A 16190-nucleotide genomic window follows, 5' to 3' on the forward strand; every position below is an offset into this window, starting at 1 on the left:
CTTTCTACCTTTTTTCTCCTATACAAATTGTTGTTTGTTAAAACATATTTATAGGGCAAACACTAAAAGTGCTCTTTCAAAAAGGCATGGGTAAAGCCCTTTCTCTTGGCCAGTTGAAGCAAGGATTTGCCCGAATCTTTATTGGGTTTAGCTCCGTAAAGAACCCGGTAAATTACCTGTTTGTTGGTCCAACCGGCCTGAATATAAATATCTTTTAAGCCCATGGTCATCGCTTCTTTGCCTATTTTTATAGCACTTTCTTTTTTGCTAAATGAGCCCAGTTGTACTCCAAAGCCCGAAGGTTTCATCAAATAACCGTGTACATTGTAGGTATTCACCGGTTTCCAGGGAGTGGCTGTTTTTACCGCAACCGTGGCAGAAGGCAGTTTCTTTTGAGGGGGCTTTGCTACCGGAGTCTTTTGCTTTTTGACAATATCTTTCTTTTGCTTCTTCGGCTTAGAAGCAACAGGCTTAGCTTTTTCCTCCTCTTTTTTCACTACGATGGTTTGTACATCGTCTTTTTTCTTGGACGTATTTCCTTTGGCCGTTTTGTCCTTTGTGTCGTCATTGGTAGTCATCTTACCGTCTTTTCCTACCCGGAGCAGTTCCAGTTTTACTTCTGCGACCCCGTCTTTTACCATGTCCAGTTTCAAGGCTGCGGCTTTGGAAACGTCTACAATGCGCTCGGACGTGAAGGGTCCCCGGTCGTTGATTCTTAAGGTGACCCATTTGCCGTTTTTCAGGTTGGTGACTTTAACGATGCTGTTAAAGGGGATTTTAGGGTGTGCAGCCGTCATGGCATACATGTTAAATTTTTCCCCGCTGGCTGTCTTTTTCCCATGGAATTTTTTAGAGTAATAAGAAGCCAATCCAACTTGTGAATATCCTTTTTTGAGGTGTTTCTGGGCCATAGCAGGCGCTACAAGCAGGAGTAAAAGAATAGAGATTAAAAAGTATTTACTACGCATACTGTTGTTAGGGTTTGTCTTCATAACTCACAAATTTAGAAAGCTTCGGGTATTGTAAAAGATAGTCACAATAAATTTTATTTACTAAGCTGGTAAGGTTTAATAAAAGCATCAATTTGTTTTTCTCTGAAATATTCTTTGGTGGCTTGTGCATCTTTGCGCCCGGAGAAGTTGCCAACCATCACTTTGTAAATGGTTTGTGTCCCGTGCCATTGGGCCTGGATAAAGAAAGGTTGCTGTACCTGATGGTGCTGTCGGCCGCGTTCCAAGGCTTTGTCTAACAAAGAAAAAGAACCGATTTGTACCCCGTATCCTGCCGGTTGAATGGACTGCCCTTGAAGGGTATAAATTCCCGGAGCTGCAAAGCTGCCCGTGTCAGCCTGAGGTTTTGAGCGTGGAAGAGCAGGCTTGGCGGGTTCCTTGCCCTTGCTGATAATTTCCAGACGGATACGGGTATGGGTTTTCCCCAGCATACCCAGGCGCTTGGCAGCCCCATAGCTCATGTCCATGATACGGGTGTTGGTATACGGCCGGTCGTTAATGCGTAGCAGGGCCTGTTTTCCGTTTTCCAAATTGGTGATTCTTACCAGATAATTAAATGGAATATACTGGTGGGCAGCTGTCAATGCATGCATATCGTACTTTTCTCCGCTACGGGTGATCACGCCTTTCCGGTCGTCCGGATAATAGGAAGCCGTACCTGTTTGTACAAAGCCCACCTTATCGATAACTTGTGCCGGAGATTTGTGATAAAGAAGCACAGAGACTATTGTTATTATGAAATAAACCCTTATCATTGTGTAAAGTTTGGTAAAAAACATGGTGATAAGAATAATATATTACCGACTTTTTAAAAAAGTTTTAAGTATTAGGGTTTGATTTTTCTTTAATATTTTACTTCTTTACATTAGAAGGAATTTTTTTCTAAAATTGAAAATAATTTTTTATTAATCTAATAATTGTTATTAGTTTTACGGTTGTTAAATTAACTTTTTAAGACAGTGGACGAGAATAAAGCAGGAAAAGAAGAAATCTACTCAAAAAGAGTAAGAGCAGGAAAAAGAACGTACTTCTTCGATGTGAAAGCTACTCGCTCTAATGATTACTATCTGACCATTACAGAAAGTAAGAAGAGGTACAAGGATGACGGATTTTATTACGAAAAACACAAAATCTTCTTATACAAAGAGGATTTCAACAAATTCGTAAGTGCTTTGACTGAGTGCGTAGACCATGTCAAAGAAGAACTTTTGCCTGATTTTGACTATGCCCAGTTGGATCACAAAAGCGATTTGGATGATGAATTAAGCTGGGACTAAAAATGATTTAGCTTTTATAGGAAGCTCTTGTACTTGTACAAGAGCTTTTTTTGTACTTTAGAAAACCCGTTTCGGAAAATGAAACAGGGCAACTCCTATATACCCCATTCCTAACCGGGCTATCGCTGCTAATTACCATACTCTATGAATAAACTGCCAAGTAGCAATACGCTTCTGTTTCTGGGCTTCCTGTTAGCCTTTTTGATAGGCTTTATTGTGATGGCCCGGGAGTTTTCGGATATTTTTTCCTACTTACTGATTGCCATGGTTTTGTCGGCGGTGCTGCGAACTCCTACAAATTACCTCTCTCAGTTACAATTTTATGGATTCCGGGTGCCGCGTACCTTGGCGATCCTGGTTTCTTTTATGATTCTGTTTGGGTTGGTAGCTTTATTTATCTACCTGTTTGTCCCTTTGGTGTCGACTCAAATTCAGGTGATCTCCGGGATAGATTATGAAAATTTTGTGCAAAATTCACTGACCCCTCTCGATGGGGTGGAAGATTTTTTGATCAAATATGAACTGGTACCCAGTGAGGACAAAGGCTTTTTGAGGAAAGGGGTACTGAACAAATTTAAAGAACTGGTAGGAGAGCTGGATGTGACCCGTTTGATTAATGATTTGCTCACCTTTACCGGGAATTTCTTTATCGGCTTTTTGGCGGTTCTTTTTATTACGTTTTTCTTTTTGTATGAAAAAGGTGCTTTCCGGAAATACTTTATTTCTCTGATTCCGAATAATTATTTTGAAGTGTCGATTGCGGCCTTGAGCAAAACCGAAAAACTGTTGTCAAACTATCTTTTGGGGCTATTGCTGCAAATGATCTCCATCTTTTCGATTGTTTCTTTTGGGCTTTTGGTCGTGGGAGTCGATTATGCCGTGACCATTGGCGTGTTTGCTGCGGTGGCCAACCTGATTCCCTTTTTAGGACCGGTCTTGGGCGCTATTTTCGGTTTGATCGTAGGGCTTTCGACCAATGCCGGTTTGGCCGTGCAGCAAGACTATTTGATTCTCGTGGTCAAAATCCTTTCGGTATTCGGAGTGGTGCAGTTTACCGACAATATCTTTTTGCAACCTATTATCTTTTCGAAGAGTGTTAAAGCCCATCCACTCGTAATATTCCTGATCGTATTTGTGGGGGCTAATCTAGGAAAAGCTGTGGGGATGATTCTGGCAATACCCACCTTTACCATTCTCAAGGTGGTTTTCGGGGAGTTTTATAAAGGATATAAGCAATATCAAGTCTTCCGGAAATGATCTCAAAAAAAGAACGGACAAGGCTTCAAACCTCGTCCGTTCTTTTTTGATTTTTCAGTCTAAATGGCTTATTCGTTATTAATATCCATCAATTTGTATTTGGGAGAAATCTTAAACGGGAATTTTAACTCTTTCGCCTGAAGACCTACCCTGTTAAAGTCCAAAGCCATTCTGGTGTCTTTCTTTTGCGAGTCATTATACCTTACACTGGCTTTGCAAAGGAATGGAAATATTTGTCCTTCTACCTCCTGAAACTTCTCATAGTTGATTTCTAATTGAGCATTGCTCTTTTTTTCTTCCGCTTTCAGGATCTGTAATTTATTATAGGTTCTGTTGACGGATACTTCCGTTTTATAATCCCCTTTGTTGTTTTTGATGATAAAAAAATCATTGTTTTTCTGGCTTCTCCGGGTATTGATTTCCATCGGCATATTGCCAATCAATATGGCCTGAATCATTTCAAACTGCGTTTGAAAATTTAAACGTTGATAGATGCCATCATAGTCGTATTTATAATATTCCTTGTTCAAGCGGTCGATGACAAATACGGAGTCGCGTGAAATCAAAGCGCGAGCTCCTTCTATTCCCGTACCGGAGCGCAGGGAAATCCAAATCAAGCTATCTTTTTTTACACGGATATCGGCAGTTGCTTTAATATCGTCTGTGCCATCGCCAAAGGTAAGTTTGGCCCGGGCGGTTAAGTATTCAAATTGTAAGTCTTCAATTTTAAGTTCGTTGGATTTTTTCCGGGGAGTGGGCGTATTTCCGGTCGTCAGTTGTTTTTTACAGGCTGTCATTCCAAACAAACTGGAAATCAGTAGTATGAAGATAAATCGTTTCAAAAGCTTTCTAAATTTTATAGATTGAAGTTTTACTAAATCATTTTCTACATCCCTCTTGCTACAGCTAACAGACCGGCATTGTATGTCTTGCCGTTAAGGTCAATTCTTTGTCTTGTGGGCGTGAAGAGAAAGGTTAAACATACTCTTAGCCTGATTAAAAAACAAGATAGGAAGAAGTTTTAATTCGTGAAAATTATTTCCGGGGCTTCTTTGTCAGGTATTTTACACCCATCAACCCATGGAAAAAGAGGAGGAAACGGCTGGTGGATTAGAAAAAATAAGAAGTGTTTCACGAGAGCATTTGCTAAAAATTCCCGCCTGCCCAATACAAGACAGGCGGGAGTATTTTGTACAATATTGAAAGGTCTACAAACTGGCTAATTGCTCTCTCAATGCTTGCAATTTTGCTTCAGCATCGGCTTGTTTTTGCTTTTCATTGGCTACTACCTGTTCCGGAGCGTTGTTGACAAAGCGCTCATTGCCCAATTTCTTATTTACTCCTTTCAGGAAGCCCTCCGTATAAGCAATTTCTTTTTCGATTTTTTCCTTTTCTTTTTCAACGTCCAATTCTCCTTCCACAGGAATAAAGTACTCATCTCCTTTGTGGACAAAGCTTATGGCTTTTTCCAACTGAGTGTCGGTATAGTGGATTCCGGAAATATTGGCCAGTTTTTGAATCACCGGAGCAAACGTCTCGTAAAGGGCTTGGTTCTCTGTTTTGATATGCAGTTCCAAGGCTGTTTTCGGAGATATTTGTTTGGCATTACGGGTATTCCGGATATTAGATATCACAAAGAAAATTACTTCCGCCTCATTCAAAAGTTGCTGATCCACGGCATTTGCCACAGGATAATCGGCAATAATCAGCGCATCTTTTTCTTCTCTTTTTTGAATATGCTGATAAATTTCTTCACTGATAAATGGCATAAACGGATGCAACACTTTCATCAGTTTTTCAAAGAACTGAATGGTTGATTGGTAAGTGTAGCTGTCTACCGGCTGCTCAAACTTTGGCTTGACCATTTCCAAATACCAAGAACAGAAATCTTCCCATACCAATTTGTACAGGCTCATTAAGGCATCCGAGATGCGGTATTTTTCATAGTGTGCTTCAATCTCTTCGAAAGCCTGGTTGAATTTGGCTTCAAACCAATCCACAGCGACTTTATTCACAGAGGTATCCAACGATGCGTCTACTTCCCAGCCTTGTACCAAACGGAAAGCATTCCAGATCTTATTGGCAAAATTTCTTCCCTGAGTACAGAGCTTGATGTCGAATAGCAAATCGTTACCGGCCGGAGAAGAAAACAACATTCCGGTGCGGACACCATCTGCACCGTATTCCTTGATCAGATCCAGAGGATCGGGAGAATTGCCTAAGGACTTGGACATTTTTTGGCCTTTTTTGTCCCTTACAATTCCGGTCAGGTATACGTTTTTGAACGGGAAATTTCCTTTGTATTCATATCCGGCAATGATCATCCGGGCCACCCAGAAAAACAAAATTTCGGGAGCTGTTACCAAGTCAGAAGTCGGGTAGTAATAGTTAATATCTTCGTTGTCCGGATCGGTCAGGCCGTCAAAGACGGAAATAGGCCATAACCAGGAAGAGAACCAAGTATCCAATACATCTTCATCTTGTTTCAGTTGTTCTAAGCTGATACCAGGGATTTTTTCCTGAGCCAACTTTAAGGCTTCTTCCGGAGTTTCGGCTACTACATACTCCCCGTTAGGCAGGTAGAAAGCCGGAATACGCTGCCCCCACCACAGTTGTCGTGAAATACACCAGTCTTTCACGTTTTCCATCCAGTGGCGGTACATATTTTTGAATTTAGGCGGATGAAACTGGATGGTGTCATTCATCACGTTTTCCAATGCAGGCTTGGCCAGGTCTTCCATCTTCACAAACCATTGTAAAGAAAGCTTAGGCTCTATCACAGCACTGGTTCTTTCCGAATAGCCCACTTTATTCACCATTTCCTCCACTTTCACCAATTGTCCCATCTCTTCCAGGTCTTTGACAATGGCTTTTCTTACGGCAAAGCGGTCGATGCCTACAAAGTGCTGTGCTTTTTCATTGAGTTTGCCATTGTCATCAATGATATCAATGACCTCCAGGTTGTGACGCAAGCCGATTTCATAGTCATTTAAGTCGTGTGCCGGAGTGATTTTCAAGCATCCTGTACCATATTCAGGATCTACATACTCATCGGCAATGACCGGGACGGCACGGTTCACCATCGGGATGATGACTTTTTTGCCGATCAACTTTTTGAAGCGTTCGTCTTCCGGGTGTACACAGACCGCTGTATCTGCCAGAATCGTTTCCGGCCGGGTAGTGGCTATGGTGACCCACTCATCTTCAGTGCCCTCTACTTTATATTTTACATAAAACAATTTGGAGTTAACCTCTTTGTAAATCACCTCTTCGTCCGAAAGGGCCGTTTTTCCTTGTGGGTCCCAGTTGACCATACGGATGCCCCGGTAGATATATCCTTTTTGATACAGGTCTACAAACACCTTGATCACAGACTGAGAGAGACTTTCTTCCATGGTAAAGCGGGTGCGGTCCCAATCGCAAGACGCCCCCAACTTTTTCAACTGTTCCAAAATAATTCCCCCGTACTTTTCTTTCCATTCCCAGGCATATTCCAAAAACTCTTCACGAGAAAGGTCTTTTTTCTCCATGCCTTTTTCCTTGAGCATTGCCACTACTTTGGCTTCGGTAGCGATGGAGGCATGGTCGGTGCCCGGCACCCAACAAGCTTCTTTCCCTTTCATCCGCTGTCTTCTCACCAATACATCCTGAATGGTATTGTTCAGCATATGTCCCATATGCAAAACACCTGTCACGTTGGGAGGAGGAATGACCACCGTGAAGGGTTCTTTGTCCGGGTTGGGTTTTGAGGCAAAGAATTTATGATCCAGCCAGTATTGATACCACTTGTCTTCTACTTCTTTGGGGTTATATGTTTTGTTTAGCTCCATTTCATTAAATTTTTCGAAGTACAAAAGTATTAAAAAATGTATTCAGATGGTCAATTTGGACTCAAGGAACTCAGGTTTTGCCTATAAGTTTGTCTGAAAAAAGAAATTTTTGAAGAAGAATGTCCGGTGAGACTGCCCGGGTTTACACCGAATCAGAATGCCGTATAGTCGAATTTTAAAGGAATTTTAGGGGAAGAATTTTGATTATCAAGTATTTATCTTTTTTTTGCCAATTGATAAAAATCATGTAGGCATCCGGCTAAAAGTAAATATTAACTACCATTGGGTATCTATTAAAATAGGTGCTTTTTAATCTGTGATGATAGATCTGAAGATTTCCTTATTTCAAATAAATTGAAACAGAGGGAAATATGCATATGTCTACCGATATAGATACCCCCAATCAGTCCTTTTACAAAAATTCGTATTGAAGAGAATGAATAGAGATTTACCCCTGGTTGAACTGGGTGTCTTGTTGGATTACCGGAACAAAGCCGGTAGTTACTATTGTAAATATGAATTACTAGAAGCAAATATACTACGGATCACGCATTCCGGAGTACCCACAATTGAAGACATCAAAATCGTTCTCACAGCTTTTGAATCCCAATGTGAGAGGATGCAGGTCGAAGCCTCCAACCCCATGTATATCTTGTTGGATGCGACCCATCTTACCAATGCGGATTTTATTACCCGTAAGTTTTATTCACAAAAAGTTGCCGGTTATTTTTCAAAAAAGATCATCCGTTATGCGAGCATTATCGCGGCCAACCAAGTGGTGGCTACTATCAGCAAACTTGCGGCTAAAAAATACTCCAGTATCAAATTGAGTTACCATGATACATATGAGGAGGCTATCGAAAAAATCAGACAATGTAAAGCCTTGGATGAGGGATTAGCTGAAAAAACAGACGAAAGAGGGCACTCGATCTATCATGCGAATTGGGTTCACCGGGAGTATATCTATATCCATCATAAGAGGGTGTCTTTGGTCAGTAAACCGGAGTGGAATATCGGCCGGGAAAAAGATCCCTATCAGCTCAGGTTATATTTGATTGGCAAAGACTTGTTGTTGGTCAAAACGGTGGGGAGTCCGGAAATAGAACAGATTGAAGAAGTGGTAAAAAAACTCTGGGCTGTAATCCGTTATTCCAAGCAAGTGCAATTGGGCTTAATTGCAGATTATTCCCAACGGGGTTATTTGAAAAAATCGGCTTTGAAGCAGGCTTCCGATTATGATAAGGCACTGAGGAAATACTGGTCTAAAATATATTTTATTCTAAATGATACGGCCAAAATCGCATTTAAGACGTTTGATCAGTTCAAACCTGGGTTTACGGAAAATATTCGTATGGCTTCGGGAATTTCAGATGCCTTGACGAAGTATCATACAGAAGGGAAAGGTGACTCTTTTTTACACAACGAAGCGAAACCAGAAGCTTTTGTGGCTAATGTGAATCAGAAGGGCTTAAAAAATAAGTCGAAAGATGAGTTGATTGCCATCATCGAAGATTTACAATCCTTGAATGCCAACCAAAACCAACTGATACAAGCGCGAAATCAGGAATTATTTGAAACCATTGCGCAGATTTCCTGGGACAATACCTACAATTACAAAGAGCTGAAAGTTCCTATTACCGATCCTTATTCGGACTTATACATTGCCATACAAATGCTTCAGATTGATGTCCGGGATATGCTGAACGATCTGATTTGTATGAATAAAAAGTTAGAACTTAAGGTACAGGAACGGACCCGGGATATTGCTTACAAAGAGGCAAACTTACGGGCGATCATTGATAACAATGACCATAGCATCTGGGTTTGTGACAAGGAACTGGTACTGGTGGATTTCAACTTGAAATTTCAACAGGCCTTTCAACAATTGTTCGGATCGCAAATTATGTTGGGCCAATCGCTGAAAGAAGCGATCCCCGACCTGAAAGTTCATGCCATATGGATGCATCGTTTGACGAACGCTCTGTCGGGAAGTCAACTTAACTATACCGATCATCTGGAAGGAGTGGATGGTAAAGTGTATATTTTTCAAAGTGTGTTGTTTCCGTTGGTGACGGAGGGGGAAGTATCCGGCATTAGTATTTTTTCTAAAAATATCACCAGAGAAGTTCATAAGGAAAACTTAATTAAAAAGAACGAACAACTTCTTCGCTCCATTAATCAAAACATTCAGGAAGGGATTTATAGAAGAAAGCTGGAAGGAGAAGTAGTGTATGTGAACCAGGCGTTTTTGGATTTATTTTCAGTAGAGAGTATTGAAGAATTTAACAGCCATTCTATCGAGCATTATTATGTAAATCCGGAAGAAAAACGCTCTTTAGACAAAGAGATCACCCAAAAGAACGCATACCGGAACCGGGAAGTGTTGTACAAACGGAAAGACGGCAGCCACTTTTGGGGAATGACCAGTGCTATTTTGGTGTATGATAGTTCCGGGGAGTTGTTGATTGACGGGGTCGTCCGGAATGTTACGGTCAACAAAAAAGCAGAGGAGAAACTAACTCAACAAAATGAAGAGTTGAAGAAGCTTAATGAGGAGTTGGACCGCTTTGTATACAGTGCTTCCCACGATTTGCGGGCACCGCTTTCTTCCTTGTCAGGTTTGATTGATCTGGTGGGCATGGAGGACAATGAGGAGAATAAGGCGGAATACCTGAGCCTGATGGTGAAAAGTGTGAAACGTCTGGATAATTTTATTCAGGATATTATCCATTACTCGCGAAATGCCCGCTTGGAAGTGGAAAGGGAACCCATTGATTTTGAGGAAGCAATCCGGGAAGTGTTTGAAGGCTTGGAGTATTTGGATAATGCCAAAAGCGTACAAAAAGAAATCGAAATTATTCAAGACAAAGCTTTTTACTCCGATAAAAAGCGGTTGACCATTATTTTTAATAACCTGTTATCGAATGCGCTCCGTTATACGGCTTCTTACCGGCCGGATGCCTGTATTTCCGTAAAAGTAGTGGTAGGTGGAGATAATGTAAATATACAGATCAAAGACAACGGTATCGGTATCGCTACAAAACATCAAGACAAAATCTTTGATATGTTTTACCGGGCTACTACCTTTAAACCCGGTTCCGGTTTGGGGTTATACATTGTCAAAGAGGCTGTGGAAAAGCTCAGGGGAAAGGTGCGTTTAGAGTCGGTGTTGAATCAAGGTTCTGTATTTTATGTGGAATTACCTAATTTAAACCGCCCGGCAGAATAATTTACAAAGGTCTTTTCTTTCAGTGGTGGATATGAATGGTAAATGTCCGATTCTTGCAGTAGATTAGCAACGGATACATCCTTGTAAAGGACCAATCGTAGGGAACCGATCGTAGGGAACTGAGACAACCAGCATATCGTCGTATGAGTGTAAGCGTTTGTTATGCATCATTACACTGATACATATACTAACGAATGACAGAGACATGATTCGAAAGATTTTCATAAGTATTGTTTGGGTTTGGGGGCTGGCCCTTTCAGCCTATGGGCAGGACCCTAATTTTACGCAATTTTACGCCTCTTCTTTATACCTCAATCCTGCTTTTACCGGTAGTACCGAACAGTTTCGTATTGCCAGTGTATACCGTAACCAGTGGGTGGGTTTGCCACAATCTTACGCACACAACCAGGCTTCATTTGATTACAACCTTCTGAATTGGAATAGCGGTATCGGGGTGATGGTGACCAATGACCGGATTGCAGAATTGGCTTATCAAGCAACTTCCCTCAATGTGTCGTACTCGTATGCCGTACCGTTAAGAGAAGAGTGGGTGATGCGCTTGGGTTTGCAAGGAGGATATACGTATAAAAGCACCAACTTTAACCGTTTGGTATTTGGCGATGCTATTGCCCGCGGAGGCGGAGGGAGCGGTGAGGCATTCGGAAGCGAATCCAAAGGTTCCCTTGATTTTTCTACGGGATTTTTAATCTATAACTCCCGGTTCTGGGCGGGTATGGGGCTGTTTCACCTGAATCGTCCCAATCAAGGTTTGGGGGAAGTCAGCGACCATTTGCCGATCCGTTACACCATACATATGGGTGGGAAATTGCCGATCCGTCAAAAACAAGAAGTGTGGGTATCTCCGGCAATTTTATTTCAACAACAAGCCCAGTTCAGTCAATTGGATTTTGGTGTTAACCTGTCCTACCAGGCAATTATTGCCGGAGTTTGGTACAGAGGGTTACCGGTCGGAAACGAAACTTCCAAATTCAATAAATCTGCCATCAGTGGTTTATTGGGATTGCATGTTCAAAACTTTACGGTTGGGTATAGTTATGACCATGCTGTGGGAGGCATACACGGGCTTACCGGAGCTTCTCATGAAATTACACTGGTGTTTGAACCCCCTGCTACACTTTCCTTTTTGAAAAAAGCCAAAGACAAACGCTTTGTACAATGCCCGGCTTTTTACAGTCAGCGTTGAACCACCCGGTCAATTATTTCAACCTAAGGGGTTTGAGGTTTTCAATATCCGCTATAGAAACTCAAAGTTCCTATGGCGGATATTGTCCGGTGTGAAATAATATTCTTTTAATAGTCAGCTACTCAAAATTCACTCTGCAAGAAAGCAACGTGATATCATCAGCATAGGCATTGTCTCCTTTAAACGTATCCAAAAGAGAAATCAGCCGTTCATGCAATTCTACCTGATCTTCCCCTTTGTATTCCTCCAAGAATTTATTGAGGTATTCATCCCCAAATTCCTCTCCTTTTTCATTGTAGGTTTCGGTAAAGCCATCGGTAAAACAAAAGACAAAAAAGCGCTTCAAGTCTTCTATGTGGCCAATTTCCAAAAAAGGAAGTTCTCTGAAGGTTCCGAGTATCGTTGTACCCGTTTCCAAGCGTTGTTGATGTTCGTTGATAAACAGGAAAGGAGGGTTGTGCCCGGCATTGACAAACGTTAGGGAACGCTTGTTAAAATCGAATAAGGCAAAGAAGGCAGTGATAAAGTTTTCTCCTTGAGCATTTTGAAAAATCAAATAATTCAATTCATTGACAATGGCATCCAGAGGGGTGCCGTTGCGGGTAAGAATGCGCAAGGCCGCTTGAAAGTTAGACATCAGAATAGCGGCCGGAATCCCTTTTCCCGACACATCGGCAATACACATCAGATACCGCCCCTCCCCGGCATCTAAGAAGTCGTAATAATCTCCTCCGATTGTATGGTGAGGTAAATAGCTGGCGGCTACCTTGAGATTATGGTCATAGGGGAGCTTTTTGGGAAAGAGCAAAGTTTGTACATTCCGGGCAATCTCCAATTGTTTGTTGTAGTCCCGTTGACGAAGTTCCTTCCGGGCCAGCTTTTTGTTTTCTATGGCTACGATGATGATGTTACTCAGTGCATCTACAAATTCGATTTCCAGTTCGTAAGCATCCCTTTGGTTTGAAGCTCCACCCAGTAAGACATAGGCCAATACCTGGTCTTTGTGTTTTACCGGAATCACCGTGTTAAATTCATCAAAGGTAGTGGCTTCAAAAGGTACCGGTGATATCTCCGTGAGCTCCAACAGTTTGCCGTCCAATGTTAGGTCTTTGTAGTTTTTTTTCGTGCCAAAATAGGCCTTGCATTCCCAGGACTCATCGTAAACAAACAGTGCCAGTTTCGTGATGTTGGGTTTTGCCCTGAGGATGAATTTATAAATTTTGTACAAATCTTTTTCTGAAGCATTGGAATTAATCGCCCTGATGGTTTCAAAAAGGGATTTTAATTCCAACTCCTTCATTTCCAGCTTTGCTTGCGGAGTTAGTGACATATGCATAAAAAATTTGCTGTCAACTTAGATGACAAGATCCATTTAAACAAGTAAATGGTCGATAATCTTTGTGATTGGAAACAATATTTTTGATGATTTGGGCAGCGAAAACCTGACGGCAGATACCGGGCTGCAAAGGCATGAACAGGGATCTTCGAATGTTGTTTTTTTGCTTTGTTTTAAGGGTTTTGTGGGTCGAACGCATCGCGTAAGCCATTTCCTAATAAGTTGAAAGCGAGTACCAGAGTACAAATGCAAGCTGCCGGAAATACAATGAGGTGCCAACTGTTTTGACTGAGTAATAATTGATATCCTTCACTTACCATGCCTCCCCAGGAAGGCATGGGGGGGGCTACGCCTAGATCCAAAAAACTCAAACCGGCTTCTATGAGAATGGCGGTGGCGAAGTTGGACGTGCTAATCACGATTAAGGCAGGAAGCGTGTTGGGAAGGATATGATGGTATATAATTCGCCAGTCAGAAAGGCCCAGGGCATGGGTTGCTTCGATAAAGGCTTGTTGTTTAAGGCTGATAAATTGTCCCCGCACGACCCGGGCAATTTCTACCCACATCGTCAAACCGACCGCAAGAAAAATCACCCAAATGCCATGGCTATGAAAAATCACACTGATGACCATCACCATCATAATGGTAGGGATGGACCAGTTGACCGTCATCAACCACATAATGAGTGCATCCAATAAGCCTCCAAAATATCCCGCTATTGCCCCCAGGCTGATACCGATAAGCAGAGCTATAAATACGGCAATAAAACCTATCCCCAAAGAGATGCGGGTGCCGAATAACAATCGACTGAACACATCCCTGCCGGATTTATCCGTGCCTAATACATACATCCGCTCTTCCAGGTTGTGTTGCCAAAATTCCCGGATCAATGCCTCCCGGGTAATGCTTTGGCCTTGTTGTTGGGCATTGATGTATTGAATGCTGTCTTTGCTTATATGGAAACGCTTGGCTGCCGGGAAGCCTGAAAAATTCCGGTCACCTGTGTAAAGGGCTTTGACACAAGCTAGTAGCAATTTGGCTTCTGTCTTTTGTCCGGGATAAGGTTGATAATACACGCTGTCTCCTTTGATCTGAGGAGGGCGGCTAAGTGGGATGATCAGGTAAGAGCTTTCTTCACCCCAATAAAGCCTTTCCAGAAAACCGCTTTTTTGAGGGGGTAAATTTTTGTGAACTTTTAAAAGTTGTACCCGGAAGAGTGGTGGTTTTTGGGCGATCTCCACGGCTCCATCATTGGCATTGGGGGTAGTATCCGGGATGATGGAATAGCCCAGAATGACCAAGAGGTAAGCCATGGCAATAATCAGCAAACCCCAAAAAGCCGACTTCCTTTTAAAGAGTTGCTTTCCTAAGGAGATGAGAGGGTGATGGGTCTGCCGGGCCGTATTCATAAGAAAGAATTATTGTTGATTATGTTTTAACAAACCTTCTTTGCTGGCCAGGTAGTAATACCGGGCATAGTCTTTTTCCAAGTCGGTGTCTTCGTATGGGAGCTCTTGGTCCGCCTCTTTGTAGCAACGGATCCACTTTTTTTCCAATAACGACTTTAAGCTGTTGAGAAGCGCTGCTTCTTCCAAACCTACTGCTTCTGACAAGTCTTGATACGAGGTCAGAAAATACAATTCGTCCAGGATGGTAAATTCTTGTTCCGTCATTTTTTGATTGATCAATTTAATCTTTTTCGTTGTTGTAAAACTTTTTTGCCTATTATTTCAAGGGCTACTTTCTTCCGGTAAATGCGGCAATGACATTACCGTGTTGAGTACTTTTGTTATTTATTTTTTGGATGTATGTTGCCTGCCTTTCCATTGATACGATCCGAATGAACCCAATAGCCCTACACTTACAATATAAAAAGGATGTAAGAGTGTAAGCAAGGGAAGGTATTTACGAAAGTGTTTCTTTCCAAAAAAAGTAAGTACATCCGATAAAAAAAGAAATTCCCCGGTAAATTTTATCAAAAGTAAACTGAGTAATTGAAGAATAGTAAGATATCCACTCAGAAGCAAGCCCCAGCAGAGTATGAAACTAAGGTGAAACGCAAATACCAATACGGCCATTGCCAGGGCGGGTGGGTTATGGTAATGTTTCCATTTACTGCCCCAACGCTTTCGCTGTCGGATGAACTCTCGAAGAGTTGGTTTGGCCCGGGTCCAAACGATGGTATCCCGGCTTTTGACGAATTGTACGGAACCGGGATAACGGGCATGGATGCTATGCATCAAAAACTCATCATCACCGGAAGGAATATGCCGATGGGCTTCAAAACCGTTTACTTCCCGGTAACTTTGTGCCGTATAAGCCAGGTTTGCTCCGTTACACATATTCGGTTTTTGAAAAGCCATGCTGGCAGCTCCGGAGCCGATCAAACTGAGAAATTCAACGGTTTGTAATTTCTCAAAGAGGTTTTTTTCTTGGTGAAAACATACTCCTCCACTTAACAAGCGGGCCTTTTCGTGTTGATAAACATTGGCGATACCTTGGAGCCAGTTAGGACCTACCCGGCAATCCGCGTCTGTAGTAAGTAAGAGTTCCCCTTGGCTGTGTTGAATTCCGAGTGCAATGCCCGCTTTTTTAAAGGCCAAACCTCTGACCGGTTGTTGTTCCAAAGAAAGCAAACGGATGGGATGTGGAAACGCGTCCATATTTTGCTGAATTTGCCGGTAGGTGTCATCTGTAGAGTGATCATCCACTAGGATGACCTCAAAGTTTGTATAACCTTGTTTGGCAAGGTCGGAAAGAAGTCCGGGAATATTTTTTTCTTCGTTTCTGACAGCTATGATCACAGAGACGAAAGGAGGGTTTTTCAGTTTTTGCGGAGTCGGTAAAAGAGGGATTTTCCGCCAACCATACCAGAGTACCAGATTGAACAGTAAATACAGCAGATGAAGGATGAATAATGAGAGGTAAAGTAAGTCCATACGATTCTGTTGATGGCTCAAATGTAGAGAGGCTTTTTAAAAATTCCTCATCCCCCGTAAGAAATTCAATTGCTTAAAGGTTTTCTCCTGAAAATTTGAAAAGCTCCT

12 protein-coding genes are annotated in these 16190 nt (G+C 42.0%); 4 read left to right on the plus strand and 8 right to left on the minus strand.

The window, feature by feature from the left end:
• Positions 1-62: 62 nt before the first annotated feature.
• A complete protein-coding gene (locus AAG747_RS02990) occupies positions 63-992 on the minus strand; it encodes a septal ring lytic transglycosylase RlpA family protein (RefSeq protein ID WP_346819639.1) in 930 nt (309 codons plus the stop codon).
• 53 nt (positions 993-1045) lie between these two features.
• Positions 1046-1729: a septal ring lytic transglycosylase RlpA family protein gene (locus tag AAG747_RS02995; protein WP_346819640.1), complete on the minus strand. Its 684-nt coding sequence runs from the start codon at positions 1727-1729 to the stop codon at positions 1046-1048.
• Between the two features lie 240 nt (positions 1730-1969).
• On the opposite strand from AAG747_RS02995, the gene AAG747_RS03000 reads away from it, so the two are divergent.
• Together AAG747_RS03000 and AAG747_RS03005 are read left to right on the plus strand one after the other, a co-directional pair.
• Positions 1970-2287, plus strand: a complete 318-nt coding sequence (locus tag AAG747_RS03000) for a DUF3276 family protein (protein WP_346819641.1) — start codon at positions 1970-1972, stop codon at positions 2285-2287.
• Between the two features lie 144 nt (positions 2288-2431).
• Complete coding sequence (locus AAG747_RS03005) at positions 2432-3544, plus strand: AI-2E family transporter (RefSeq protein WP_346819642.1); 1113 nt, start codon at positions 2432-2434, stop codon at positions 3542-3544.
• 68 nt (positions 3545-3612) lie between these two features.
• Here AAG747_RS03005 and lolB1 read toward each other — a convergent pair whose 3' ends face one another.
• Positions 3613-4386 (minus strand): lipoprotein insertase outer membrane protein LolB1, encoded by a 774-nt coding sequence (gene lolB1, locus AAG747_RS03010; protein WP_346819643.1) that lies wholly within the window; start codon positions 4384-4386, stop codon positions 3613-3615.
• A 366-nt stretch (positions 4387-4752) separates the two neighbouring features.
• Positions 4753-7374, minus strand: a complete 2622-nt coding sequence (locus AAG747_RS03015; RefSeq protein ID WP_346819644.1) for a valine--tRNA ligase — start codon at positions 7372-7374, stop codon at positions 4753-4755.
• A gap of 436 nt (positions 7375-7810) precedes the next feature.
• On the opposite strand from AAG747_RS03015, the gene AAG747_RS03020 reads away from it, so the two are divergent.
• Positions 7811-10603 carry a sensor histidine kinase gene (locus tag AAG747_RS03020; protein ID WP_346819645.1) on the plus strand — a complete coding sequence of 931 codons (2793 nt, stop codon included), beginning with the start codon at positions 7811-7813 and terminating at the stop codon, positions 10601-10603.
• A 205-nt stretch (positions 10604-10808) separates the two neighbouring features.
• The gene (locus tag AAG747_RS03025) at positions 10809-11807 is read left to right on the plus strand and encodes a PorP/SprF family type IX secretion system membrane protein (protein ID WP_346819646.1); all 999 of its coding nucleotides are present in this window, start codon (positions 10809-10811) and stop codon (positions 11805-11807) included.
• 118 nt (positions 11808-11925) lie between these two features.
• On the opposite strand, the gene AAG747_RS03030 is transcribed toward AAG747_RS03025, so the two are convergent.
• The 4 genes from AAG747_RS03030 to AAG747_RS03045 all read right to left on the minus strand — a co-directional run bounded on the left by AAG747_RS03030 (position 11926) and on the right by AAG747_RS03045 (position 16082).
• On the minus strand, positions 11926-13143 hold the full coding sequence (locus AAG747_RS03030) for a PP2C family protein-serine/threonine phosphatase (RefSeq protein WP_346819647.1): 1218 nt from the start codon (positions 13141-13143) through the stop codon (positions 11926-11928).
• Positions 13144-13316: 173 nt separating this feature from the next.
• Positions 13317-14552 (minus strand): ABC transporter permease, encoded by a 1236-nt coding sequence (locus AAG747_RS03035; protein WP_346819648.1) that lies wholly within the window; start codon positions 14550-14552, stop codon positions 13317-13319.
• A gap of 9 nt (positions 14553-14561) precedes the next feature.
• Positions 14562-14816, minus strand: a complete 255-nt coding sequence (locus AAG747_RS03040) for a hypothetical protein (protein ID WP_346819649.1) — start codon at positions 14814-14816, stop codon at positions 14562-14564.
• A 120-nt stretch (positions 14817-14936) separates the two neighbouring features.
• Entirely contained in the window at positions 14937-16082 is a 1146-nt protein-coding gene (locus tag AAG747_RS03045; protein WP_346819650.1) for a glycosyltransferase, read from the minus strand.
• Positions 16083-16190 lie beyond the last annotated feature (108 nt).

Source organism: Rapidithrix thailandica, assembly GCF_039710355.1.
Lineage (GTDB): Bacteria > Bacteroidota > Bacteroidia > Cytophagales > Flammeovirgaceae > Rapidithrix > Rapidithrix thailandica.

Bases quoted from the DNA above. Each gene is read 5' to 3' on its own strand.
- AAG747_RS02990 (WP_346819639.1), bottom strand. From the start codon at position 992: ATGAAGACAAACCCTAACAACAGTATGCGTAGTAAATACTTTTTAATC.
- AAG747_RS03005 (WP_346819642.1), top strand. From the start codon at position 2,432: ATGAATAAACTGCCAAGTAGCAATACGCTTCTGTTTCTGGGCTTCCTG.
- AAG747_RS03015 (WP_346819644.1), bottom strand. From the start codon at position 7,374: ATGGAGCTAAACAAAACATATAACCCCAAAGAAGTAGAAGACAAGTGG.
- AAG747_RS03020 (WP_346819645.1), top strand. From the start codon at position 7,811: ATGAATAGAGATTTACCCCTGGTTGAACTGGGTGTCTTGTTGGATTAC.
- AAG747_RS03025 (WP_346819646.1), top strand. From the start codon at position 10,809: ATGATTCGAAAGATTTTCATAAGTATTGTTTGGGTTTGGGGGCTGGCC.
- AAG747_RS03030 (WP_346819647.1), bottom strand. From the start codon at position 13,143: ATGCATATGTCACTAACTCCGCAAGCAAAGCTGGAAATGAAGGAGTTG.
- AAG747_RS03035 (WP_346819648.1), bottom strand. From the start codon at position 14,552: ATGAATACGGCCCGGCAGACCCATCACCCTCTCATCTCCTTAGGAAAG.
- AAG747_RS03040 (WP_346819649.1), bottom strand. From the start codon at position 14,816: ATGACGGAACAAGAATTTACCATCCTGGACGAATTGTATTTTCTGACC.
- AAG747_RS03045 (WP_346819650.1), bottom strand. From the start codon at position 16,082: ATGGACTTACTTTACCTCTCATTATTCATCCTTCATCTGCTGTATTTA.